Annotated in this window: 19 protein-coding genes; 5 read left to right on the top strand and 14 right to left on the bottom strand. The window is 40.6% G+C overall.

What is annotated here, in order from left to right:
• Positions 1-35: 35 nt before the first annotated feature.
• Entirely contained in the window at positions 36-2,501 is a 2,466-nt protein-coding gene (pheT, locus tag ACYQ3L_RS15330) for a phenylalanine--tRNA ligase subunit beta (RefSeq protein ID WP_379996206.1), read from the bottom strand.
• A 595-nt stretch (positions 2,502-3,096) separates the two neighbouring features.
• Here pheT and ACYQ3L_RS15325 point away from each other — a divergent pair.
• The 3 genes from ACYQ3L_RS15325 to ACYQ3L_RS15315 all read left to right on the top strand — a co-directional run bounded on the left by ACYQ3L_RS15325 (position 3,097) and on the right by ACYQ3L_RS15315 (position 6,444).
• The gene (locus ACYQ3L_RS15325; RefSeq protein ID WP_379996208.1) at positions 3,097-3,942 is read left to right on the top strand and encodes a bifunctional helix-turn-helix domain-containing protein/methylated-DNA--[protein]-cysteine S-methyltransferase; all 846 of its coding nucleotides are present in this window, start codon (positions 3,097-3,099) and stop codon (positions 3,940-3,942) included.
• A gap of 331 nt (positions 3,943-4,273) precedes the next feature.
• Complete coding sequence (locus ACYQ3L_RS15320) at positions 4,274-4,849, top strand: NfeD family protein (protein ID WP_379996211.1); 576 nt, start codon at positions 4,274-4,276, stop codon at positions 4,847-4,849.
• 41 nt (positions 4,850-4,890) lie between these two features.
• A complete protein-coding gene (locus ACYQ3L_RS15315; protein ID WP_379996213.1) occupies positions 4,891-6,444 on the top strand; it encodes a flotillin family protein in 1,554 nt (517 codons plus the stop codon).
• A gap of 61 nt (positions 6,445-6,505) precedes the next feature.
• On the opposite strand, the gene ACYQ3L_RS15310 is transcribed toward ACYQ3L_RS15315, so the two are convergent.
• The 13 genes from ACYQ3L_RS15310 to ACYQ3L_RS15250 all read right to left on the bottom strand — a co-directional run bounded on the left by ACYQ3L_RS15310 (position 6,506) and on the right by ACYQ3L_RS15250 (position 23,145).
• On the bottom strand, positions 6,506-7,678 hold the full coding sequence (locus ACYQ3L_RS15310; protein WP_379996215.1) for a THUMP-like domain-containing protein: 1,173 nt from the start codon (positions 7,676-7,678) through the stop codon (positions 6,506-6,508).
• Complete coding sequence (locus tag ACYQ3L_RS15305; RefSeq protein ID WP_459952438.1) at positions 7,675-12,285, bottom strand: translocation/assembly module TamB domain-containing protein; 4,611 nt, start codon at positions 12,283-12,285, stop codon at positions 7,675-7,677. The genes ACYQ3L_RS15310 and ACYQ3L_RS15305 overlap by 4 nt, the downstream gene beginning before the upstream one ends.
• A 296-nt stretch (positions 12,286-12,581) precedes the next feature.
• Complete coding sequence (locus ACYQ3L_RS15300) at positions 12,582-12,779, bottom strand: type II toxin-antitoxin system antitoxin (protein WP_379996219.1); 198 nt, start codon at positions 12,777-12,779, stop codon at positions 12,582-12,584.
• A gap of 78 nt (positions 12,780-12,857) precedes the next feature.
• Positions 12,858-13,757, bottom strand: a complete 900-nt coding sequence (locus tag ACYQ3L_RS15295; RefSeq protein ID WP_379996221.1) for an SPFH domain-containing protein — start codon at positions 13,755-13,757, stop codon at positions 12,858-12,860.
• A 144-nt stretch (positions 13,758-13,901) separates the two neighbouring features.
• On the bottom strand, positions 13,902-14,420 hold the full coding sequence (gene cobC / locus ACYQ3L_RS15290) for an alpha-ribazole phosphatase (protein ID WP_379996223.1): 519 nt from the start codon (positions 14,418-14,420) through the stop codon (positions 13,902-13,904).
• Between the two features lie 40 nt (positions 14,421-14,460).
• Complete coding sequence (gene cobS / locus ACYQ3L_RS15285; RefSeq protein ID WP_379996225.1) at positions 14,461-15,222, bottom strand: adenosylcobinamide-GDP ribazoletransferase; 762 nt, start codon at positions 15,220-15,222, stop codon at positions 14,461-14,463.
• A 121-nt stretch (positions 15,223-15,343) separates the two neighbouring features.
• Positions 15,344-16,381, bottom strand: a complete 1,038-nt coding sequence (gene cobT / locus ACYQ3L_RS15280) for a nicotinate-nucleotide--dimethylbenzimidazole phosphoribosyltransferase (protein ID WP_379996227.1) — start codon at positions 16,379-16,381, stop codon at positions 15,344-15,346.
• Positions 16,382-16,815: 434 nt separating this feature from the next.
• Entirely contained in the window at positions 16,816-18,108 is a 1,293-nt protein-coding gene (locus ACYQ3L_RS15275; RefSeq protein WP_379996229.1) for a bifunctional folylpolyglutamate synthase/dihydrofolate synthase, read from the bottom strand.
• Positions 18,109-18,130: 22 nt separating this feature from the next.
• On the bottom strand, positions 18,131-18,763 hold the full coding sequence (locus ACYQ3L_RS15270) for a CatA-like O-acetyltransferase (protein WP_379996232.1): 633 nt from the start codon (positions 18,761-18,763) through the stop codon (positions 18,131-18,133).
• Positions 18,764-19,032: 269 nt separating this feature from the next.
• Positions 19,033-19,410 carry a DUF6713 family protein gene (locus ACYQ3L_RS15265; protein WP_379996234.1) on the bottom strand — a complete coding sequence of 126 codons (378 nt, stop codon included), beginning with the start codon at positions 19,408-19,410 and terminating at the stop codon, positions 19,033-19,035.
• Between the two features lie 26 nt (positions 19,411-19,436).
• A complete protein-coding gene (radA, locus tag ACYQ3L_RS15260) occupies positions 19,437-20,804 on the bottom strand; it encodes a DNA repair protein RadA (RefSeq protein ID WP_379996236.1) in 1,368 nt (455 codons plus the stop codon).
• Positions 20,798-22,627: a trypsin-like serine peptidase gene (locus ACYQ3L_RS15255; RefSeq protein ID WP_379996239.1), complete on the bottom strand. Its 1,830-nt coding sequence runs from the start codon at positions 22,625-22,627 to the stop codon at positions 20,798-20,800. The genes radA and ACYQ3L_RS15255 overlap by 7 nt, the downstream gene beginning before the upstream one ends.
• A complete protein-coding gene (locus tag ACYQ3L_RS15250; RefSeq protein WP_379996241.1) occupies positions 22,624-23,145 on the bottom strand; it encodes a shikimate kinase in 522 nt (173 codons plus the stop codon). The genes ACYQ3L_RS15255 and ACYQ3L_RS15250 overlap by 4 nt, the downstream gene beginning before the upstream one ends.
• A gap of 271 nt (positions 23,146-23,416) precedes the next feature.
• Here ACYQ3L_RS15250 and ACYQ3L_RS15245 point away from each other — a divergent pair, with 271 nt between their 5' ends.
• Positions 23,417-23,797, top strand: coding sequence for a BlaI/MecI/CopY family transcriptional regulator (locus ACYQ3L_RS15245; RefSeq protein ID WP_379996243.1), 381 nt, complete (start codon positions 23,417-23,419; stop codon positions 23,795-23,797).
• 2 nt (positions 23,798-23,799) lie between these two features.
• Positions 23,800-25,422: a M56 family metallopeptidase gene (locus tag ACYQ3L_RS15240; protein WP_379996245.1), complete on the top strand. Its 1,623-nt coding sequence runs from the start codon at positions 23,800-23,802 to the stop codon at positions 25,420-25,422.
• Positions 25,423-25,436: the final 14 nt, after the last annotated feature.

Raw genomic sequence — 25,436 nt, 5'->3', positions numbered from 1 at the left:
TACCGCTTTTTTTATGTATATCCTTTTTGCAGGCCTTATCTCAATTGTGCACCAAGTTCACTCTCCAACGATTTCTGTATCTTCTGCATAATGGCATCTATCTGCTTGTCATTAAGCGTCTTTTCATCGTCCTGCAATACAAACTTCACAGCATATGACTTCTTGCCTTCAGGCAGATTCTTGCCTTCATATACATCGAATAGCCTTACCTCTTTCAGTAATTTGCGTTCCGTCCTGTATGCTATTTTCTCTATCTGGTCGAACAATACAGCCTCATCCAGCAACAAAGCCAAATCCCGTTTCACAGCCGGGAATTTTGATATTTCAGAATAAGTGATCGTATTCTTCCTTATCTCTTTCATCAGCGCATCCCAGTTGAGCTCCGCAAAATATACTTCGACACTTATATCCTGTGCCTTAAGCAGCTTTTTATTTACTATTCCCAGTACACCCAGCGACTTTCCTTTACCCTTTGCCTGGATATCTACAGCCGTGCTGAATATCTCATTCGAAAACTGCCCATAATCGTATTTAGAGGCAGGTATGCCCAAACGGGCAAGTATATTTTCCACATAGGCTTTCAACTGGAAAACAGACGATTTCTCATTAGCCGACGTCCAGCTATTATCGATACTGCTTCCGCTGAGCCACATACCTAAATGGTATTCCTCACTGTATTCCTTCAGTGTTTCACCTTCCGTTTTCTTTTCGGCATCGTAGAAATAACAATTCCCGAATTCATAGAAACGGATATCGGGATTCTGCCGGTTGCGGTTATAAGCGATACTCTCCAGCCCCCCGTAAATAAGCGTCTGACGCATAACATTCAGGTCGGTACTCAAAGGATTGAGCAGATACACACACTTAGAAGCGGGATATACTTGAGAATCGCTATAGTAAGCCTCTTTCGTAAGCGAGTTGTTCATTATCTCATTGAACCCGCTTCCTGTCAGTTGTTCCGAGACCAGATTCTGGAGATCATACCCCTTATCGGTAGGTGTTTCGTATGACAGGTTCGATTTCAGGTTGTCGCCTATTTCTATATTATTGTAGCCATATACACGCAGTATATCTTCTATCACGTCCACGTCACGCAATACATCTACACGGTATGTCGGTATTTCGATAGTCAGCATATCATCGATTTCTTCAGTGATGACCATCTCCAGATTATTCAGGATAGACCTCACCGTTTGCTTATCTATAATCTTACCTATAAGCGAGTTTACCTTTTCGTATGATAATTTTACAATCGGCTTCGCTACAGGATTAGGATATACATCCTGGATATCTCCTGTAATCTTTCCTCCTGCAATTTCCTTTATCAGCATTGCGGCATATTTCAGTACATAAATGGTATCATTCGGATCGCAGCCGCGCTCAAAATGGAAAGACGCATCTGTATTCAGTCCGTGGCGGCGTGCTGTTTTGCGTATCCACGTAGGGTTGAAGTATGCCGATTCAAGAAACACCTCTGTTGTACTCTCGGTCACACCCGACTTCATTCCGCCGAATACCCCCCCGATACACATGCCCTCCTTATCGTTGCATATCATCAGGTCTCTGTCGCTAAGGGTACGCTCCACTTCATCCAGTGTAACAAATTTAGTGCCTTCGGGTAATGTCCTCACAATTACTTCTCCGCCTGTGATATGGGCCACATCGAAAGCATGAAGGGGATGTCCCATGCTGTGCAACACATAGTTGGTGATATCCACCACACTATTAATAGGACGCTGGCCGATAAGTGTAAGCTTTTCTTTCAGCCAGCCGGGACTTTCGGTTACTTTCACACCCCGGATCGTAAGTCCTGCATAACGCGGGCAAGCCTCTGTGTTTTCTACCCTTACAGTAATTGCACCCGTCGGTTCATCTATCTTGAAGTCATCCACAGATGGCAATGTGAGTGCCCCTTTCAGTTTATTCTGACGCAAATAGGCTTCCAGATCGCGGGCTACACCGTAATGCGACGCTCCGTCTATACGATTAGGTGTAATATCTACTTCGAGGATATAATCGCTTTTGATATTGTAATATTCTTTGGCCGGCATTCCTACCTTCGCATCGGCTGGCAGCACAATGATCCCCGCATGGCTGGTACCGATACCGATTTCATCTTCGGCACATATCATCCCGAAAGATTCCGTTCCCCTGATTTTGGATTTCTTGATTGTAAACGATTCTTCTCCCTGATACAGTTTAGTACCCACAAGAGCAACCACTACTTTCTGTCCGGCAGCCACATTCGGCGCGCCGCAAACAATCTGCAACGGCTCCTCCTGTCCCACGTTAACGGTGGTTACATGCAGGTGGTCGGAATCGGGATGATCTGCACACGTTAGCACTTCTCCGATAACAAGGCCTTCCAGCCCGCCTTTGATAGTTTCTACTTCTTCCACACCGCCTGTTTCCAAACCCAAAGATGTAAGGGCAGCGGATGTTTCCTCCGGAGTCAAATCGAAATCAAGGTAATCTTTCAACCAATTGTACGAAATATTCATTATATGATAGTTTATATTTTTTCATTTCATTTGCCGGTTTCCCGGCACTCAACACAATCAAAATAAATTTTGCTTCTGCTCTTGCTTTTTGAAACGTTCAAAAAAAGTCCGTCAAAAATACAAAATATATTTTAGTAAACAGTAATCAGAAATAAGCAAACAATAGACATAAGATATAAAAGGTAACAAAAGTAACACATATATCAGTTAGCAGAAAACAACCCGTATCCCGTCTATTCGTAACCCGTACTATTAAAAAGTAACAAAGGTTACACCTTTTCTGTAAGCAGTAAACAGTCTGCCAACTCGTACTTGTAACTGCCCTAGGGCGAAGTAACTCATTATTAAAAAACTTGACTTACTACTTAAAACTTACTACTTGTTAAAAGGTTACAAAGGTTACATTTTTTTAAGTCATTAAACCTTGAATCTTTAAATCCTCATATCATTCTTTCAAAAGCTGATAGCTATCAGCTAACGGCTAAAAGCTAAAAGCTATTATTACATATATAGATAAACTTTTTCCGCAAGAATCGGGTTTATTTTCTAATTCCCCTACCCTAACTTCGCTTTATAATATTTAAATTTGTTTCTTATGAACCAGCAAAACAATATAGACTTCGACCGCATAAAAGATGCTATTGGATATATAATAAATAATTATAAATTCCAGCCCGGTTTGGACGATGTTGCTGCCCATGTTGCGCTTAGCCCTTACCATCTTCAACGTATGTTTACCGAGTGGGCGGGAGTAAGCCCTAAAAAATTTCTCCAGTACATCAGTATCGAAAATGCCAAGAAGATACTCAAAGAGAGCCGTGCCACACTTTTTGATGCTGCTTTTGAGGTCGGATTATCGGGCACAGGACGCCTACATGACCTGTTTGTAAAAATAGAAGGGATGACACCCGGAGAATATAAAAACGGAGGAGAAAACCTGACTATCAATTACAGCTTTGCAGAAACACCCTTCGGCGAGATCCTGATAGCATCTACTATGAAAGGTATCTGCTATATGGCTTTCGCTAATAATGAAACAACCGCTTTGGAAGAACTTCAAAAACTATTCCCGAACGCAGACTATAAACAACTGACAGACAACAACCAACAAAACGCACTCTATATATTCAAACAAGACTGGCAACGACCGGAACAAATAAAACTGCATGTGAAAGGCACAGATTTTCAGCTTAAAGTATGGGAGTCCCTCCTGAAAATACCCATGGGTAGACTCTTAACTTATAGCGACATTGCCAGACAAACAGGCAACCCCAAGGCAAGCAGGGCCGTAGGTTCTGCCGTGGGCGACAACCCTGTTGCATACCTTATTCCCTGCCACCGTGTAATACTATCTTCGGGTTCATTCGGACAGTATCACTGGGACAGCGGCCGTAAGGCTGCAATAATAGGATGGGAAAATATAAACATACATAATCATTGAAAAGTGCCTTCACATCTTTGCGAGGGATTTCTTTATTAATAATGCGGATCAGTAGTTGAGTTTTAACGTTGGATTTTTTCTACTACGCGCAATCAAAGATTGCTTGTGTTCGTTTTGGGCAATGCCAAAATGAACATTTAAGCGGAACAAAGTGGAGCATAAAAAATTGAACAATAAATTCCAACCACTAATTCGCATTAATATCTAAAAAAGCAAACTTTCTGAAATATTTTTATTTCATTACCTTTCAAAACTATTGTATATTTCGGAAAAAATCTTATTTTTGTATTAAGCAAAAAAAGCGCAAATAAACTATTAACAAAGAACTGCCATGAAAGAGTTTTTTTCAAGTATGGATGCTACACAACAGTTTTATTGGTATGTGGCTATCGGAGCAAGTGTTATATTTATAATCCAGACCATTATGACTTTTATAGGGGCCGATACCGATACAGGTATAGATGCTGATTTCGATGGTAATCTGGATGGAGCCGATTCTCCTTTTCAATTATTTTCGCTAAGGAATCTGATTAACTTCCTGCTTGGATTCGGATGGACAGGAGCAGTATTGTACGGTTCGTTCGAAAGTAAGATTGTAGTAGGCATAATCGCATTCCTTGTAGGTTCACTATTTATCATTCTCTTTTTCCTTGTTATGAAAGGACTGATGAAATTGTCAGAAGACAATACATTCAAAATAGAAGATACAATAGGGAAAACAGCTGATGTATATATGAATATCCCTGCCGCAAAAAGCGGAAAAGGTAAAATATTTATAAGTATCAATGGTTCTACACACGAATTGCCGGCTATCACATCCTGTGATATGGATATAAAAAGCGGTTCACTCGTGAAAGTAGAGGCCATAGAAGGAGGTATCCTTCTGGTTTCGCCCATGGCTAATTAAAGTAACTCTATTATAAACTAATTTAAAAACATTTATTAATTATGATTGATGGTATACCTGATGTTGCGATTATTATAGTCGTAGGTGTCATTGCCCTGTTTGTATTTATTTCGGCCATGGTGTCGAGATACAAACGATGTCCGTCCGATAAAATCCTGGTAGTATATGGAAAAACAGGCGGTGCATCGGCCAAATGTATTCATGGTGGCGGTGCATTCATTATTCCTGTTATCCAGGATTTTGCTTATCTGGATCTGAAACCGATATCCATCGAAGCTAACCTCACCAGCGCGCTGAGTAAACAGAATATCCGTGTAGATGTTCCGTGTCGCTTTACTATTGCCATTTCCACCGAAAAGGAAAATATGAACAATGCCGCTGAAAGGCTTCTTGGGCTGACTACTTCTCAAATACAGGAATTGGCTAAAGATATCCTGTTCGGACAATTGCGTCTGGTTATCGCTACCATGATGATCGAGGAGATCAACTCCGACCGGGACAAGTTCCTTGACAACATTGCTAAAAACGTGGATACTGAACTTCGCAAAATTGGCCTGAAACTGATAAATGTAAACGTTACCGACATCAATGATGAATCTGGCTACATAGAGGCATTAGGTAAGGAAGCCGCTGCAAAAGCCATCAATGAAGCTAAAATAAGCGTGGCTGAACAGGAGAAAATCGGGGAAACAGGTAAGGCTGTCGCCGACAGAATGCGCGATGTACAAATTGCCGAAACTCACAGAGACAGGGACGTATCCATCGCTGTGGCTCAGAAGGACAGAGAAGTAAGCATTGCGGGTGCTGCAAGAGACGAATCTATCGGTAAGGCTGAAGCAGACAGGGATACCCGTGTGAAGACCGCCGAAGCCAATGCTATTGCTGTAAAGGGTGAAAATACCGCAAAAATAGAAATTGCAGGTTCGGATGCCCAACGCCGCGAGAAAGAAGCGGAAGCTGCACGTCTGGCTGTTGCTGCCGAAAAAGTACAGCAGGCCAAGGCTCTCGAAGAAGCATATATGGCTGAACAAAAAGCCGAGTTGGCTCGTTCGGAAAGAGAGCGTTCCACACAGATAGCCAACGTTGTGGTTCCTGCCGAAATAGAAAAGCAAAAAATTATCATTGAAGCACAGGCTGCCGCCGAACGTGTACGTGAACAGGCTAAAGGAGATGCAGACGCTATCTTCGCCAAAATGGATGCGGAAGCGCGCGGTTTGTATGAAATACTGACCAAACAGGCGGAAGGATACAGGGATGTGGTAAATGCTGCAAAAGGCGATCCTGTGGCAGCTTACCAGCTATTGTTGATAGAGAAACTGCCCGAACTGGTTAAAACTCAGGTTGAAGCCGTTAAGAATATCAAAATTGACAAAGTTACTGTCTGGGACACAGGAAACGGTGCGGGTGACGATGGCAGGACATCTACTGCCAACTTTATATCGGGCCTGATGAAATCCGTACCTCCGTTAAACGACTTGTTCGGAATGGCAGGAATGAATCTTCCGTCTTATTTGAAAGGACAGGCGGAAAAGGATAAAGAGGTAATAATTCCACTGGCTCCTACACCTGCTGAAGATGAAAAAAAGAAGAAATAATATCAGTAAATAATTGAAGAAAAGCCTTGCATGAAATATCGTGCGAGGCTTTTTTTTATATTCAGGCTTTATGGCAAATCAATAAGACCTTCCTGTCATCGGCTAATGTGGTGGCAAATATGTATATATCTCCCCCATCCTTCAGCCCTGTTTTTTTTCTTATTTCCTGGACAGACAAAGGGAAATTTCGGGTAGTAATATTTGCCTGCTTAATATCCGACAGGTATTCCTTCATATCTTTCTTATTCAGAGAGCAGATATTATCCACAACAAACTTTCGTCCCGGAAAATCCCCCGACAATACATCCGACATATACAGGTGGCTGCTGGGATGCAGCTTATCCAGAGAATAAGCTCTCGCTATGCTTTTATATGCACCGGCTTTCAATATCGACGCATTGGGTTCGTACAGATACTTTGCTGTTTTAGATGTATAATCCAAAGAGATAGTATCTTCATCTTCTTTATAGAAAGTATAAGTATCTGTACTCCTGTTTTGTATATTCACGCAATGGTAGAGTATTTTACCCGTATTTCCTTTTTTGATAAAGAGCAACTCTTTGCATTCATTATTCACACTGATGATATATACATCCGACACGGATTTCACCGATTTTACGGCAAGAGTAATATCCAACATCGGCGACAGTTTTATCATTACCTGCTCCGATTTTTCTTCCAGCAATGATTCTATATCGAGAATATTCGGGGTACAATCTTCTATCAGCACTGTTTTACGGCCTGTATTATCTCTGCGTGCAGGATCTATATAAATCAGGTTGACAGGAGGCATAGAAGACAAGTAGCTTACTGCATCTTCATTTACCACCTTTATATCCTGTTCCAGTATTTTAAAGTTATGAGCAGCTATTCCGGCCAGTTCGGGTTGTTGCTCTACATAAACAGCATGAGCGAAACCATGAGCGAGAAAAGAACAATCTACCCCCAGGCCACCAGTAAGATCGGCCATGGATTCACCACCACACAGCAAAGCCTTAAATAAGGCTGTCTGTTCCGACGAACATTGTTCCATCGACAAATGCTTGGGATAAACTATGTTGTCATTGGCATACCACGAAGGGATTTTCTCCTTAGCTATCCTGCGTCCCGTAATCTGACGAATAGCCATTTGTATATCTATACCGGGATATTGCTTTACCTGTAAAGCGAGCGAATGCACATCGTCTGCCTCATGAGCAAGTATAAAGGCCTTTAATCTGTCGCTAAGGTTCATTTTTTCTTCATTCTGATGAAAGGACTCAGTGTACTGCCCTTCTGTGTAGAATCAGGTACAACCGGAGGGGGCGGCACCGTATCTTTTTTGTGTCTTATCCACGGATAGTTGAACAAGTCGCGCAACCCGTCAAAATCTTTCTTATAAATGATGCCGACACCCTGTGTCTGGGTAGAACGTTCCTGTCCCAGAATATAATACTTCTCATTATAATGATTATAGGCCTTTATACGCCATGTACCCGCGTTATTAATCAGATATTCTATATCTATGTCGGTTATCATGGCTTCATTTTTCAAATTGATGTCGTTTCGGTAACCGAAGTTTCCATTTATCAGAAGCCTGTCGTTTAATAGCTGGCTCGACAATAACAATTCAGCCTCCGTATACATTAATTCGGCATCACTATACCGTATGTTTGTGCCCAGTTGCCACCTGTCATCTATATTGCTTACTATTTTTGTCAACTGATTGGATAAGGTGGCGGAGGCCACTGCGGCAAAATCTGATGTTTGCGCACCTGGCGTCGCGTAACCAGGCGCCTTGAACTTGGATAATATCAGCAGGTATGCAACCTGTTTATTTATCTCGTCCTGAGTATTCAACAGGTTCTTCACCTGCCGCTCTACCTCCGCATCAGTCGATGGTAATGCTATATCCAGATCTACATTGGGATGCTTGAGCGGACCGGTCAGGCTGAGTACACAATTGACCGGAATAGTAGTTTGCCCCACCTTACTAGCCAAATCATCATCCAAATCGTTGAGACTCGCATTTACTTTGTATATAGCATCCACACTCAGGGTTGCATCGAACGGATCACCCCTGAATTGCACATTACTTCCATCCTGTATATCGAACCGTCTCTCCATCAATCGCTGGAAAGTAAAGTTATAACTTCCCCTGTTGATATTATATGTGCCATAGAGGCGTGGCGAGGATTTCAGATTCCATTCGAAACGCATGGCCCCACTACCGGTTCCTCTCAGGATATCACCGCCCACAGGGTCCATCAGCAGTTCTAATGTAGCATCGGGAGTAACGTCTACATAAAAATTCATATTAATATCCATTCCCCCATCATTGCGGGGAGCCAGCATCGATGATTTCACCTGTTTTACCGTATCTTCTTCCTGTTTATTCTTATAGGTTATGAAAGAATATTCATTGACTACATCTTCCATAAAGTTCATGCGTACAAGTGTATTGGCTTCCGTACGCATCCTGATATTTACATCCACAGCACTTTCGTCACCGCCTATAGTCCCGTTTCCACTACCGAATACTTTTCCGTAAAACAATGGATTCACCGAATGAGAAGCGTTGTAAACAAGGAAATTATCAGCTTTCAGCTCGACCAGATACATAAATTTGCTGAAAAAATCATGAGCAACCTTGCCACTTGCATGTGCCCTGTTATTAAACTGATCGGTCAGTATCAAATCATTAAAGTAGATAAGGTCTTTTTTCAGGTAAATGGTATCTGAAAATGAATAGCGGGTATTCAGGAAGCGGATTCCCATGCTTCCGTCGTTGATAAACGCCTTCCCTTCTACTGTTACATTCGAAAAGTCTCCATATAGATGTACTTTTCCTGTGCCTCGTCCCGTTATATTGTCAAAGATAGTTTCGGCATATTTGTTCAGAAAGCCTATATTGATACTATCAGCATCGAAATTTAACGATAATCTCTGATTTACAGGATCTAACATTCCATCTACTTTCGTCTGCTTATTTTCCTTGCTGACGATCTGCCCGTCGAGCATAACCTGATTGGTCTCATCATCCAGTTCACTGAATATATTCAATTTACCTAATTCCGTTCCGTTAAATTTAAAGTCGGTCACTTCGAGGCGTGTATTTGCATACGGCTTCTTCTCTATACTCGATACGAACAGGCTGCCTGTGGCTGCTCCGCCAAACTGGAGGGCGTCTATAGCCAAAGTCTGGAAAACATATTCGAGATTAATATTTTTGAGTTCAGCCTTTAATATATCATTGGAATCCTTTTGGGTATATTTTCCGTTTACTTTTACCTCCTGACTACCGTCTTCGTTATATATACGGAAATTATCGACGGACACCAAACCATCCTGTATGGTTATATGAGACTGGTCCATCTTCCAACCGGCATTATTCAGCAACAGTTCACCGGGTAATGTATTTATGTCCACCCTGAAAGGCTCCGCTTCATTTTTAGTAAGAAGTGTACTTATCGAAAAATTCCCCCGGGCTTTCTGCGCACCTGTATTTATCAGTGATATATTTGTATTGATTAGATTATCTTTAATCTTAGAATTAATAGCAACATCATTGATTGTATTTTTCTTGCCTGCAACCAATGCGTTTATTTTAGCATCTATCGTATCGTGAGGATTGCGTATTGCAACATATCCCGACTGTATATTCATCCCTGCCACTTTTACCGAGGGTGCAAATATTTCGAGATTAAACCTGTCGTTTATATTGTTATAAGACCCTATTATTTTGGAAGTGCTCAATACTGTAACAGGCAAATTGAGTATACTGCTCAGCGATTCACTGTTGTTGATCTGCAACTCGAAATTAAGTATATTCGGTTTCTCTTCCGGCCTTTTTTTATTGTCAGGTTGTATCAGGGCCGGCAAATACATGCCCAATGTCTGCTTCACACTATTTATCATCGATGACATGGAATATACACCGTTGATATCCCCTTTCAGTAAATCAGACCTTATACTCAGCCTGCGGTTGTCAGGGAATCCGGCAACCCTCGCGACAAGGCTATCCATCTGGAAGAGTTTATCTTCCCTGATAAAGTCTATGGAATCTATCCTGACATATCCCTCAGCATTATCGATATGGCGGCCTATAAAATCTGCATCTATGACAAATGAAAGATAAGAATGCTGCATCTTTTCGGCTAAATGCAGATTAGCCAGCTGAACATTCTTCACCTTAGCTTTGAAATTCAATTCCGGATTTTCCTTATCTGTCAGGTCGAACAACCCGTTAACATTCAATATACCGTTCTCATCATTTACATTCAGTCGCCCATCTACCCGTAGGCCATCATAAGCAGCGTCCAGCGATATTTCCTTATATGTGTATCCCTTGAAATCGAAATTATGTATATCTCCGTCTGCTGTACCCCTGATTTTGCCATATACGGGCTTCTCCAAATCAACGGCCAGATTCAATGATATCTTGTTCAAGTCTTTGTTATCGAGAAGTTTTCCCAGTTCGAAGTCAGAAGTATAGACTTTCCCTTGTACAAAGGAACTTATCCCTTTTCTCGGATTCAAACCGAAAAGCATATCCGTTTTGACAATACCTAAATCTGTATCCAGACTGCCAAAGGCTGTAAGTTGCTTTAAATAACCTGAAATATCACCGATAAACGACAGTGTACCTAACTTTTTTAATTGCGGCGGCAATTGGGTCTTGTTTTTCGAGAAGTTATTAAGAATACTTTCCACTTCGTTAATCCCGATAGTCAGTTCATCTACATTACCCAAAAGATACGTCTTTTCAGAATCCCGGATATCTTTAACTTCTGCATTAGCAATCAAATGCATCTTTTCCCCATAATTCACAGATAATTCCGAAAGGGTCAGATTATTCAACGAACCTGAGATATGTGCACGTATATTAACCAGATCCTTAAAATTCTGCAATATGGGAGCAAATGCGGCTATATCTTTGGGGGCTATGTACGAAGGCGCTACGCGGCAATCGAGGACAGCATAATCAAGTATTTTAGTTGTATCACCAGTTGGAGTCAGGTCTACTTCACACCTGTCTAATACCAGATAGGAAGAGGGCAGATTCAACTCAAATCCCCTGACCGATATTTTTTTGCCCTGACTGATTACCCTGAATACAAGATTTGATATTTCCAGTCCGCTTTTTTCCTTCAGACTGATTTTTTTTACCTGAATATTAAGAGAGTCTTCCTGTACAGACTTTACAGTAAACTTTGCATCCATGGCGGATACTTGTATATGATTCGCATCAAACTGCCCTTCCTTAAAAGGGCGGTCTTTCACATCATATGAAAAGCGGCCGTTGGACAGATTGATCGCATTCAGCTTAATATCCAGCTTAGCTTTCGGTTTATCGTTTTTCGATTTGAAAGCATCGATCACATATTGTATATTCAGAGGGGCGTCTGTACTATCTTTTGATAAGTGAACTTCAAAATCGGTAAGCCATGCGGAAGTTATAACTATCTTGCCGTTTATGAGGGCAAGTATATCGACTCCTGCCGAAACCTTATCAGCCATAAGGACTCTTTCGTTAGACTGGTCGTAAAGATACAGGCTGTCGATAGCAATAGTGTTGAACGGCTGGAAATGAAGACGGCCTATGCCGAGTTCTGTGCCTAATTTAGCTTTCAGTTCCTTCACAATAAGGTCTTTGGCATATTCCTGAACAGCGGATGTGTTCAATAAGCCAAACAAAAGGATAACCAAACCGAAAATTATCCCAAGAATAGTGAGAAATATTTGCTTAAACCGTTTTATAACTCTTTCCTTTAAGGCCGCAGACCTATTTATTACTTTGGTAAGTATAATAACTAATGTAAGTACCGCTCGAAGACATATTATTAATACTTTCTTCTGCAAAGGAACGGTTTAAATTTCAGCAAAAAAGTTATTATACCCCCTGACATATAATCCTTAACAGCTTTTTCATGCTCTTTTTACCGTATTTCCTCCTTTCCCTTTCGGAATACCTATAAAAAAGATGTGCTATAAAATTTAAACAGCCTTTTATAATGCAAAAGTATTAAAAAAATGAGATTTTTCCTTATCCCGATACGGCTATCTTAAACAAAAGGAATGAAGTTAAGATTATTTATGGAAAATTCCTTTTCAACAAAAGAAAAGCTGCCTGTAAACCGTCTGTCTGTCAGTAGCTGTTATTCATTATCCGTACGGGGTTCCTTCTCTTTCCTTATCCGTCCCGCTTTACGAAGCGCCTGATCGAGAATATACTGTATCTGCCCGTTGGTACTGCGAAATTCATCAGCAGCCCATTTCTCAATTGCATCCATCATTTCGGGGTCGATACGCAGGACGAAGCTTTTTACAGTAGATTCTTTTTCTTTTTTAGCCACAATAATATTAATTTAAAGATTTCAAAATTTCAAAATGATATTTCTTTCAATATTGAAATCTTGAAATCTGAAATAGAATTAATGGTGCAGTGTTCCCGCATTTACAATCGGTTGAGCCGCCTCATCAGCACAAAGTACCACAAGCAGATTACTCACCATGGCAGCTTTACGCTCCTCGTCAAGTTCCACTATCTGGTCTTTTTGCAGTTTATCCAAAGCCAACTGCACCATGCTTACCGCGCCTTCCACTATCTTCTCACGGGCAGCGATAATCGCATCAGCCTGCTGCCGGCGGAGCATCACGCTTGCTATTTCAGCTGCATATGCGAGGTAATTGATGCGAGCTTCTATGACTTCGATACCAGCAATTGCCAAGCGGCTATTCAGTTCATCTTCCAGCTTCTGACTCACCTCGTCACCGTCGGAACGAAGAGTTATCGCATCCGCTTCATGATTGTTATTATCATATGCATACATACCGGCTACCTGACGCAAAGCGGCATCACTCTGTATTTTCACAAAGTTGGCGGCTGCAGTCATTACACTGCTTCCGGCTGCATCAATGTCGAAAGATGCTTTATATGTATCTTTTACTTTCCAAACCAACACTGCGCCAATCATTATAGGATTACCCACTTTGTCATTTACCTTTACAGGCTCTATATCGAGATTTCGTGCACGAATAGGAATCCGGCGTGTAGAATAGAAAGGATTTACCCAGAAAAAACCATTTTCGGTAAATGTTCCTCTATATTTTCCAAAGAATATCATTACACGGGTTTCGTTCGGTTCTATCATAATAAGCCCGTAGAATATTGCAGGAATCAGCAACACACAACCGACTATTCCTCCTGCCACCCCTGCGATCGTTTCTGTTGTTATAGCAAAAATACTTGCACCAACCAAAATCAATCCAATTACAATAGCTGCAAATCCTGAGATTTTAGCTCCTTCAAACTTCTTCTCCTGTGTTTCCATATTATTTATTTTTTTGATATTAAAATGATATCATAAAGATATAAATAATTTTATTATATACAAATGAAACAGGATATATTTTATATAAATAGGTTTCATAGTATATACACTATGAAACTACACCTGGACAATATTATGTTTTATTCAGATAAGTTCGAATTCTGATATCTGCCCGTACTCCGACAAATCATCGAACGCCCCGGCCAAATCTGTTTTACCGAAATACACTTTAAAACAGTTTATTACCCCGCCATGAGCAAAGACTGCCACAGTAGAGTGATCCTGTCCTTTTAGCTCATCGAGAAAAGATGCTATACGCTTATACATTTGTGCAAAGGATTCTCCGTTGGGCGCAGGGGTATTTATCCAGTCTTTTTCCCATTCCGTCATATCTATTTTGTTCCACTCCTGCATTTCCCATTCGCCGAAATTCAGTTCTTTCAATCTGTCCTTGAGACGTATATTTTCATATCCGCAATACTCGGCAAGTTTTTTTGCCCGGCTCAACGGACTGGAAAATACAGCATCGAAAGCTATATCTTTCAGGTTTTGCTTTACTATTTCAGCCTCACTTTCAAAGGTTTCTTTTAATGGCACATCAGTTTGTCCGTAGCAAACATCGTTTACGCCAACTGCTGTATGTCGTACAATATATATTTTCATGAAATCAATTAGTAAATTAGCCAATTTGAATATTAGCCTATTAAACAGCTAAACAATTCAATATTATCACTATTCCCAGATAAAAAGACAATTCACACATCAGGAATGTAGCTCCGCAACAATCACCTGTATAGCCCCCGATTTTCTTTTTCATCAGAAGAATTAATCCTGCGAAAACAAAGATAGGAAATATTATAGCCGGCAAAAAGTCAATTTTTAATAATAAAATAAAAGGAAGGAATCCAAATATAATGGAGATAATACCCATTTTGGCTGACATTTTGTTATAAACCACCTTCGATTTGCTGGTTTCCTCATTCCGGGCATATGGCAGGAACAGAGTTATGAGTGATGCTATGAATTTACATAACGGATCTGCCGATAATATCACAAGGCAAGCCATTTCGAGACTAAGATTGCTCAGAAGCAAATAAAATAATGAAAAATAAAATATCAGGCTGACAACCCCATATGTACCTATGTGCGAATCCTTCATTATCTCCAGCGTCCGCTCGCGTGTATTCCCTCCCCCAAATCCATCGAAGAAATCGGCCAGACCATCTTCGTGCAATGCGCCGGTAACGAGCAAACGGCTTAGTATTGCCAGAATAACAGCAATGGAATAAGGCAAAATTTGTGCAGCGCCCCAAAGCACCCCTGCCATCACCGCTGCCGTGAGCCATCCGGCAACGGGCCAGTAATTGATTACCTGCTTATAATACGGGGCAGGTACATTAAAGGCCCTCAACCGCCAGAACGGTAAGCGGGTAAAGAAAACGAGGGCGGCAGCTATATTTTTCATTATAAAACAGTTACGAGTTACAAGTTACATGTTACGAGTCAATAATTCGCCAACCTGTTTTTGATGTGTTAGCAAACTTGTAACTCGTAACTGCCTACAGGGCGAAGTAACTTGTAACTATTTAAAAATACTTTGTCACTTTTATCTCCTTAAACGAATGCATCTCGTTTATCATATGCAGGGCAGAAGCGACAATAGGATAGGCACATAACGCACCTGTGCCCTCTCCCAACCTGAGACCAAGATTCAGTATAGGTTTTGCCTTCAGATAATCCAGTACAAGTTTATGACCTGCTTCATCACCCTGATGCCCGAAAATAGCATAATGCAATACATTTTCGTTTAACTTAGATGCTACAAGCATGCAATTCGTCATAATGAAACCATCGACCAGAATCATCATTTTCAGTTCGGCAGCTTTGAGCATAGCACCCACAGTCATCACCATCTCATAACCGCCAAAGTAGCGCATAATATCCTCGGCAGAGGCATCTCCTTTGTAATTTTCCATAGATTGTTTCAGCACATTGTATTTGTGACTGATGATTTTACCTGTATGGTCACATCCGGCGCCAATGCACTGATCTAACGGGATACCCGTAAGATAGGTCATCCAGAGGGAAGAAGACGAAGTATTGGTTATCCCCATTTCACCGAATCCTATAACATTACACCCCTCATTATAGCAATCCTGTGCACACTCTGCCCCGCGCTGTATAGCCAGTTCCATTTCTTCATGCGTCATGGCTGCTTCGTGGAGGTAATTACGTGTACTTTTACGGATCTTCTTATTTATGATAGGATCATCATCTTTGAAATCGAAATTAACACCGGAATCCACTACTTTAAGCTTGAAACCATGCTGACGGGACAGAAAATTGATGCCTGCACCTCCTGCCCAGAAATTAAGTATCATCTGGTATGTTACTTCCTGCGGAGAGGGGCTTACACCTTCGGTCGCGATACCGTGATCGCCTGCAAATACGATATGGCAGGGATTCGTCAGTTTAGGACTGAGGGATTGTTGCACCCAGCCGATTTGCATGGCAAGGTCTTCCAGTACGCCTAATGAACCTTTCGGTTTGGTAAGATTATCAATTTTTTCCTGTAAATAAGAACGGACTTCGTCGTTTGGTTTTTCGATGTTGAATTGTTGCATTATATTTTAGTTTATGCTGCCAGCGAATACAGACAGATTATATTAGTCTCTTTTGTCCTCCCGGATTTGCAATCCGAAAGTTTTATACCATTCATAGCCAGTATATATTTTGTTAAAAAGTAACAAAGGTAACAACCTTTACAGTTATCAGTGAACAGTCATCAGTTAACAGCTCGTATCTCGTGTCTTGTCTACTTGTAACTCGTAACTGCCCGTAGGGCGAAGTAACTTGTAACTGTTAAAAAGTAACAAAGGTAACAACCTTTCGAAATTTTTCACACTGTTACTTTTCTATCGACAACACGCTTGTTATCTGTACCGTATAGATAAAATGACATTAAAAAAGTAACAGTTTTCGGGTCTATAGGGGCGAAAAATCATTCACCCATTAATTAGGGCAATTTTTTGCTCCTACGGAATCACCCGCAACGATCCTATTTATACCCGAAAGTATTCAGAGCATCAGCTACAACAAAGTTACTACCTCCGATGAATATGAAATCATTGGATGCCGCCCAGTCTTTTGCCGCCCGAACAGCTTCCGCCACCGTCGGATATGAATATCCCATCAAACCTTTCTTCTGGGCCTGCATTTGCAGTTCCCGTTCATTCATGGCGCGGGGAACAGATGCTTTGGTAAAATAATAAATGGCTTTGCGGGGCAATATTTCGAGGACAGAGGCAATATCCTTATCATTTACCATTCCCAGCACAATATGCAATGTATCATATTTCTCATTTACCAGTTGCCCGGCTATATATTTTATCCCCGCGGCATTATGGCCTGTATCGCATACTATTTTAGGGTGCGACTCCTGTAATATCTGCCAACGCCCCATCAATCCTGTCAGTTTGGTTACATAAGCAAAACCGTTGTAGACAGCCTTGGACGGAATAGTATATCCTATTTTCTGCAATTCCTTGACTGCACATAATACTGTGGTCGCATTCTTTATTTGCGCATATCCTGACAGCTCGCCTTTCAGGTGCAGATAATATTTCGTATCGAAAAGCCAGCCGCTTGCAGTCCTCAAACTCGATTGTATTATGTGTTCATCTTCGGCAAAGAGAATAGGCGCTCCTACCCTTTCCGCTGTGTCGGCAAATACAGTCTTTACCTCACCTTCCGCTTCTCCTATGATTACAGGTATATCTTTCTTTATAATACCGGCCTTTTCGGAAGCAATCTTTTCCAATGTATTGCCAAGAAACTGCATATGGTCGAAACTGATGTTTGTGATAACACTCAGGTCCGGTGTGATAATATTGGTACTATCCAGCCGCCCGCCCAGTCCTACTTCAATGATAGCTACATCCACATGCATATCTGCAAAGTAAAGGAACGACATCATCATTGTCAGTTCAAAAAACGAAGGCTCTACCGGTTCGAAATATTCCCGGTGCTTTTCTACAAAATCCACAACATACTGCTGTGATATTTTTTCCCCGTTGACACGTATACGCTCCCGAAAGTCTATCAGATGCGGAGAAGTATATAATCCGACTTTGTACCCTGCTTCCTGTAATATGGCTGCAAGCAAATGTGAGGTCGAGCCCTTGCCGTTTGTTCCGGCTATATGGATTGTTTTATATTTAGTGTGGGGATGAGCGAAGTAAGTATCGAGGGCAAGGCTGTTGTCCAATCCTTCTTTATAGGCACTTCCTCCTGTCTTCTGATATACTGGCAATTGGTTATATAAATATTCTATGGTTTCCTGATAGGTCATTATCCTTATTATCTTTTATATTTTAGAGCGAATGAATACACTCGTGTAACTTATCCAGAAATTGCGCTACATGCAAGCCATCCATTACAGCATGATTTACAGTTATAGAAACAGGCAATAGCAATTTTTGTTCTTTTGAAAAGAGTTTTCCCGTCGATATTTTAGGGATGGCCCCGTTATTACCGAACGAAACGGCATGCTTCATATCGGTAAACCGTATCCACGGAACTGATGAATAATGAATAACATTATTATTGCCGGGAAGGCCTTGCAGTCCCAACCCTGTCGTATCCTTCACCCGCTCTATGACCAATAAAGCATTGTTCGTAAATTCTTCTATATCGGGAAAATATTCGAAAAAAGAAAAACTGAATGTACCGTCATCACGGCCTACCGTCGATTCGGGATGAATGGTATCGTAGCAGACCAGTTCTTCACCCTCGATCCTGTAACGGAACGCTTCTACCGCATTGGCAGCCCGCATAATCCGGTGTAACGAATGAAGGAAAAACGAAGACTTACTATCTTTACTATAATTATAAACAGGAGTAAAATCAACATCGACCGTCATACCGAAAAAGGGATCGTCGAACGACCTGAAAAAATTGTAATGCTCTTTCCGGTTCCATGTATTTAAATCGATTCTTTTTTTCATCCGGCATTCTGCATAGTAGGAAGGTACATCAGTTTATAAGACAACATGATAGATGTATCATCTGCATCGAATGCTATTATCTGTATATCCATTATAAAAAATAATGCACTTAAGTATTAATAAAAATCAGTCTTTAGATTGTAAAGATATTAACTATTTAGGGGAATTATTCATTTTTTTCTTAATTAATTGCAGTATTATGGGAAAAGACATAATAAGAAATCCTCCAAGCAAACTTATTATTGCAAAAGAAATAGTCAGTATCCCTTTTAATAATAATTTACCAACAATAAATTTACGAGTCCAGTTGATGCTGCGGCTCCTATAAGTATAAAGGAGTGAACCGAATTAAATACAGTCGTTTTCCATCGTAAGGCAAACAGGTGAATTACAAGATGCGCAATCATCAGAATATTCCAGACTATCCATAATATTATATTATCAAGATTGTATACACTCCATAAATAATAAACTATAAGCAATAATAAGGGAATATGAAGATATAAGAAAATCAAAAATTGCGTATTTTCTTTCAAATGGCGGAGGAATTTAAACATTATCCATTCCCTATGATAGAAAGCGTCAAATTCGTGCATAATGAAAAATATAACATTCAGTACCGAAACTATTATGATTATATCTTTCATCGTATTTGATTTATATTTAAAACCTTTTATCCGAAAAGCTGCCTGAAAGCCTCTTCGACCTTTCTCACCTGAATGATTTCGATATTGACTCTCGATGTAAATCCTTTCAGATTATTTTGTGGTACAAGAATTTTCGAAAAGCCAAGTTTTTCAGCTTCCAGTATGCGTTGTTCTATACGGTTAACCGGACGGATTTCTCCGGACAGACCAACTTCACCCGTCATACACACATGTTTCTCGATGGAAATATCCAGGCTGGATGATAATACGGCGCTGATAACAGACAAGTCCATGCCGGGATCATTCACTTTCAGCCCGCCCGCAATATTCAGGAAAACATCTTTCTGGATAAGTTTGAAACCCGCCCGTTTTTCCAGCACGGCAAGAAGCATGTTCATCCGGCGGAGATCAAATCCGGTAGCCGAGCGTTGCGGCGTACCGTATGCAGCCGTGCTGACCAGTGCCTGTGTTTCTATCAGAAACGGACGTATGCCTTCGATAGACGCGGAAATGGATACACCACTCAGTCCTTCATGATTTTGTGTAAGCAATAGCTCTGACGGATTACTTACTTCACGCAATCCATTTTGACGCATCTCATAAATACCCAGTTCGGCAGTGCTGCCAAAACGGTTTTTAATACTGCGCAGGATACGGTACATATAGTGTTGGTCACCTTCGAACTGGAGTACAGTATCAACGATATGTTCCAATACCTTTGGTCCGGCTATACTGCCTTCTTTATTGATATGCCCTATCAGTACCACAGGTGTATTTGTTTCTTTTGCAAACTTAAGTATCGCGGCGGAACATTCGCGTACCTGCGATACGCTACCCGGCGATGATTCCACTGAGTCAGTAAAAACAGTCTGAATGGAATCGATAATAACGAAATCGGGATTCAGATTCTGTATATGTACGAATATCTGTTCCAGATTGGTTTCGCAGACAATAAAGCAATTCTCGCTATTGGAATTGATGCGGTCGGCCCTAAGTTTTAACTGACGAGCGCTTTCTTCACCTGAGATGTATAACGTTTTTATTTCGTTCAGGCCTAATACGGTCTGCAATATTAAAGTCGATTTTCCGATACCGGGCTCCCCTCCTATCAATACCAGCGAGCCGGGAACAAGCCCTCCCCCGAGTACACGGTTGAGTTCCCCGTCGCGCAAGTCTATACGTGGTTCTTCACCTGTCTGTACATCTTTCAGAAGTAAAGGCTTAGCCTTAGTGGTATCGAATATATGTAAGCCGCTTTTTGCCGGAGACTTCTCCTTACTTATTATTTCTTCCACATAAGTATTCCATTCGCCGCAAACAGGGCATTTACCCAGCCATTTGGGTGAATCATTGCCGCAATTGCTGCAAACATATACCGATTTTATCTTTACCATGTTATTTTCTCTGCTTTCTTTGTCCCGTTTTTGGTTATAGTTTGTATGATATATGTGTCCCTTGGCAAAATACTTATATCTATTGGCTCCTCTTTTGCATCAAGGCCTTTTTTATCAATGACCGTATCGCCGTTCAGATTGATTATCCGTACCCGATTAATAGAATCGTCCTCTTTATTAAGGGTTACTGTAAGGGTTTTTGTCCCGGTTATAGCGTATTTCACTGTACTTACCACTGAAACTGTTATTCTGGCTGTCTTATTTTTCTTATCCGTAACATTAACTGTTGCAGAACCAAAATTTAGAGCCTTAATTATAACCTTATTACTATTTAATTCTGCCGACACGATATTACTGTTAGACGATGAAACAGTATAATCACCATTTCCATCAAGAATTGTTACTTCAGTCGTTGCATTCAGAATCATAGAGAGATCATTATTATCCAATACAATATTTTTTTCTATACCATCATTGTTGTTCAGTCCGGCAAGCTTGGTTACTCCTTTATTTGTGGGGTCTAAATACTTACTCATATGCTTGTTTACATCTGCATATTGATCCCAATGATACCACATCTTTCCATAAAGGTCAGGCTTTGATAAATCACAAGAGATGTTTTCACCTCCTGTCAGCGTGCCTATTATCAACCCCGACGAATTAAAAACAGGACTGCCCGACGAACCACGCTGGGTTGCCCCTTTTGCATAAGTAACCACCCAATGCGCATTTGTTGCTGAGCCATTCCATGTACCCGTGGCCAATTCCTTTTCATAAAATGATATTTTCTTCACATCTCCCTCCGGATGGTGAATTATGGCACCGCTACTACTCGCTTTATTTTCTCTGTCCCAGCCATTGAAATATACATCCCAATCGTCGGGTATATTTCCCGTAAGCCTGAGCAATGCTCCGTCGCTTCCTCCGCTTATCGGATTAAGTACCATTACTTCCGAACCCTTGTGATACTTATATTTTGGAGGCTGCGCGTCTGTTCCCATCTCACAGGTAGGATATTCATATTCAAAAATGAATGATGTGTTACTCTGGATTTGGGCTACAGTCATATTTTCAAAACAATGGTCTGCTGTAAGCAAATACGGCGTTTTATCATTGTTGGTATTATTAATAAGTGTTCCCGAGCATAAATAGGTATTACTGCTTTTAACCATCCTTAACAAGACCACGCCTTTCTTTTGGTATTGCCAATTCTCAGCATCAGGGCAATTAACATTAATCATACAAGACGCGGATTCACCAAAATCGGCATGTTCTCCATTGCCATTTGTATATTTATATCCTACATCGGATAAAAGTATACGGGGTGTTTCCACTACTCTTCCCGGTGCAACATATTCCAATACGACATTGTCTCCCTTCAGGTTTTCTATCGAGTATGCGCCACCATCAGGATTATCTCCATGATTATATACTACTGCATCTGTCGTATTGTTCTTATTGTAGACATATAACTTTGCTCCTTCGGGTAAATAAAGGTCATCGAAACGGACAAAAAACCCTTTGGCCTGAGGCACACTTATGTTTAACTTCCATATCTTATCTTTGTCAGACAGGCCCGACCAGGAGCCTATAGTGTCCATATTGATGCCGAGTGTGTACAATTTTGCTTCCAACAGGGCTGTTCCCCGTTTATTGTATTGGATATCGGCAACTGTATATTTGGTCTGCTTCGAATCTACAATCAATGAAACCTGCGATTTATCTTCATTCAGTGTGTATTGCTTATCCTGAGCAACAACAGAAACAACTGACGCAAGTATTATCACGCCTGTTAAAAACTTCCTCGATAGATTGGATTTCATAATTTATTAATTAGTAGCTGAACATATTTATTAACATCTTCACGATTTACAAGTTCTTCCGTTTCGAATATAATTTGAGCCTGAGTGTAATACGGATTCCTTTTTTCTAGGCTTTGCACTATAAAGTCGAGAAGTTCCTCTTCATTCTTATCCTTTATAAGAGGGCGTTTTTCCTTACATGTGTTTAACCGTACAGCGAGTGCCTCAGGCGCAGCATTCAGATATACCGTAGTTCCGGCCTTATTCATATACTCCATATTATCAAAGAAACATGGAGTACCGCCTCCTGTAGAAATAACTACATTTTCAAATTCGCCAACTTCTTTCAGTACACTGCTCTCTATCTTGCGGAATTCTCTTTCGCCAATATCCTGAAACAACTGGCTCACAGTTTTCTGATACCGCGCTTGTATAAAGTGGTCTAAATCTATAAATTCAAGTTCCAGAACTTTAGCTAGTTCTTTTCCGGCAGTGGTTTTCCCGGCACCCATATACCCAACAAGGAATATTCTCTTCATTTATACTATCCGATATATCTAATCATACAAAAATAGAAATAAAATAGTTAACGAAGATGACAGTTCTTAATATTATTATGTTTTAACGACTATAAATATCCTTTACTGAAATCCTTTACTTCAATACTCCAGAACAGTAAAAAACAGTTAATAATTTGATTATTAACTTCTATTCGAAGTAAAGAAACATTTATGTCTAAAAAAATAGTCCAAAAGCCTTGCGTGTCTAAAAAAATAGACATACATTTGTCCAATAACAACAAAAAACAATATGCAACTGACTAAAGCTGAAGAACAAATAATGCAGATACTGTGGACAATGGAAGAAGGCACAGTGCAGGATATACTGAAAGGATTTACCGGAAATAAACCGGCAAGGACAACAATAGCCACAGTGCTGACTATTCTGGAGGGTAAAGATTTTGTATCGCACCGCAGTGAAGGACGTGTGAACATATATAGGGCTTTGGTATCGAAAGAGAATTATTCCAAGAAACAATTATTCGGATTTGTAAAGGACTATTTTAACGGCTCCTTCTCATCTATGGTTTCATTTTTTGCCAAAGAAACCAACCTCTCCATCGAACAAATGGATGAAATACTGGATGAAACACGCAAAGCACTCGAAGAGGAAACTGATAAAACCAGGTAGTCATGGAAGCATTTATCATTTATATAGCAAAAACCGGCATATGCCTCGGTATATTCCTTATTATATACTCTCTTTTTCTGCGGCCGGCTACATTCTTCCGTTTCAACAGGCTGTTTCTGTTATCCGGCTTTGTGGCATCGCTGATTATTCCGGCAATTAAATATACCTATGAGGTGGTTATTCCCGTCTCTGTTGTGCAAAGTATAGAAACGACCTTAGAAACTGTGCCTGCGACACCTTCCCCGGACATCAATATCTGGATCATATTATCGGTTCTGTACCTGATCGGCACATTGGTACTGATCGGGCGGAATATGTATGTGTATGTAAAACTCCGGAAACTGGTTAAAAGCGGTGTAAAATCCAGTAGCAAAGGTTTTAAAGTGATAGAAAGCACTGATATAAATTCTCCTTTTACCGTATTGAACTATATATTAGTCAATACAAATAATCTGAGCCTGATAGAAAAAGACCTTATACTCAAACATGAAATAACCCATATAAGCCAAAAGCATTGGGTTGACCTCCTTTGCGGCGAATGTATCCTGTTGTTGCAATGGTTCAATCCGTTGGCCTGGATATATGTAAAGTTATTAAAAGAAAACCATGAGTTCCTTGCAGACAAGGCTGTGATAGACTCAGGAGTTTCCCCCGCCCTTTATCAGGCTGTATTAATCAACCAGAAGTTTCAGGGGCCCGTATTCTCGTTTTCCAATTCATTCAATTATTCCAAACCCTTAAATCGTTTATCCATGATAAAAAAAGCTAAGAGTTCGCCATGGAAGAGGTCTATAGTTTTAGCCATCATTCCTATCTTCGGATTATTCTTGTGGGCGTCGTCAGAGCCCCGCTATGTATTCGACCAGACATATGTGCCCAATACTGTTCCTGATGATTCCATACTCGTTCTTGGATATGGTATATTGGATAAAAAAGAAAACATCCTGCGAACCGACTCTGCCACATTAACGACCAGGAAGGGAATTGTAAAGATGAGATATGACTCTATCAGCACGGATAAAGGCAATACAAAAATAGAGGTCAGAGGGGTATATACCATGACCGGAGGAGACGCAGATCCCGTAATTTTTATTGATGGCAAAAAATCGGATAAAGCAAAGATAAAAAGCATTAATCCTGCTGATGTAGAGTCTGTTTCGGTACTTAAAGATGCTCTCGCGGCAGAGATGTATGGAGAAGACACAAAACAAGGAGTTATCCATATCAAAACAAAGGAATATGTGAAGAAACATCCGGAACAGGAAGCAAAGACGATACAGGATATAAAGATAGTATCGGCAAAATCAATCAAAAAGGATAGTATCACCTGGGATAATAACCCTGCACCTGCCGTTATAGGAAGATTACATAAATCAGTCAAGAAGGATAGTATAAACCGAAGTCAAAACCCTGTTTATATAAGGGGACTGGACCTTTCATCAGGTGACAATACACCTATCTATTTCATTGATGGAAAGAAAGTAAAGAGCATTCAGGATGTGAAGCCCAACGATATAGAAAGCATCAGCGTACTTAAAGACGACGCGACCGTATCTATATATGGTCCCGCAGCGAAAAACGGTGTGATACTGATAACCACAAAGAAACAAGACAAAACCAAATAAGAAGATGTGAAAAG

The sequence above is a fragment of the Dysgonomonas termitidis genome (genome assembly GCF_054657735.1).
The sequence above is the reverse complement of the archived record's forward strand: the minus strand, read 5'-3'. Positions and strand labels throughout refer to the sequence as shown.

What these genes read in the sequence shown, in the direction of transcription:
- cobT (WP_379996227.1), bottom strand. Translation starts at nt 16,381, where the DNA reads ATGCAACAATTCAACATCGAAAAACCAAACGACGAAGTCCGTTCTTAT.
- cobS (WP_379996225.1), bottom strand. Translation starts at nt 15,222, where the DNA reads ATGAAAAATATAGCTGCCGCCCTCGTTTTCTTTACCCGCTTACCGTTC.
- ACYQ3L_RS15265 (WP_379996234.1), bottom strand. Translation starts at nt 19,410, where the DNA reads ATGAAAGATATAATCATAATAGTTTCGGTACTGAATGTTATATTTTTC.
- ACYQ3L_RS15255 (WP_379996239.1), bottom strand. Translation starts at nt 22,627, where the DNA reads ATGAAATCCAATCTATCGAGGAAGTTTTTAACAGGCGTGATAATACTT.
- ACYQ3L_RS15325 (WP_379996208.1), top strand. Translation starts at nt 3,097, where the DNA reads ATGAACCAGCAAAACAATATAGACTTCGACCGCATAAAAGATGCTATT.
- ACYQ3L_RS15295 (WP_379996221.1), bottom strand. Translation starts at nt 13,757, where the DNA reads ATGGAAACACAGGAGAAGAAGTTTGAAGGAGCTAAAATCTCAGGATTT.
- ACYQ3L_RS15250 (WP_379996241.1), bottom strand. Translation starts at nt 23,145, where the DNA reads ATGAAGAGAATATTCCTTGTTGGGTATATGGGTGCCGGGAAAACCACT.
- ACYQ3L_RS15270 (WP_379996232.1), bottom strand. Translation starts at nt 18,763, where the DNA reads ATGAAAAAAAGAATCGATTTAAATACATGGAACCGGAAAGAGCATTAC.
- cobC (WP_379996223.1), bottom strand. Translation starts at nt 14,420, where the DNA reads ATGAAAATATATATTGTACGACATACAGCAGTTGGCGTAAACGATGTT.
- ACYQ3L_RS15275 (WP_379996229.1), bottom strand. Translation starts at nt 18,108, where the DNA reads ATGACCTATCAGGAAACCATAGAATATTTATATAACCAATTGCCAGTA.
- ACYQ3L_RS15315 (WP_379996213.1), top strand. Translation starts at nt 4,891, where the DNA reads ATGATTGATGGTATACCTGATGTTGCGATTATTATAGTCGTAGGTGTC.
- radA (WP_379996236.1), bottom strand. Translation starts at nt 20,804, where the DNA reads ATGGTAAAGATAAAATCGGTATATGTTTGCAGCAATTGCGGCAATGAT.
- ACYQ3L_RS15240 (WP_379996245.1), top strand. Translation starts at nt 23,800, where the DNA reads ATGGAAGCATTTATCATTTATATAGCAAAAACCGGCATATGCCTCGGT.
- ACYQ3L_RS15310 (WP_379996215.1), bottom strand. Translation starts at nt 7,678, where the DNA reads ATGAACCTTAGCGACAGATTAAAGGCCTTTATACTTGCTCATGAGGCA.
- ACYQ3L_RS15320 (WP_379996211.1), top strand. Translation starts at nt 4,274, where the DNA reads ATGAAAGAGTTTTTTTCAAGTATGGATGCTACACAACAGTTTTATTGG.
- ACYQ3L_RS15245 (WP_379996243.1), top strand. Translation starts at nt 23,417, where the DNA reads ATGCAACTGACTAAAGCTGAAGAACAAATAATGCAGATACTGTGGACA.
- pheT (WP_379996206.1), bottom strand. Translation starts at nt 2,501, where the DNA reads ATGAATATTTCGTACAATTGGTTGAAAGATTACCTTGATTTCGATTTG.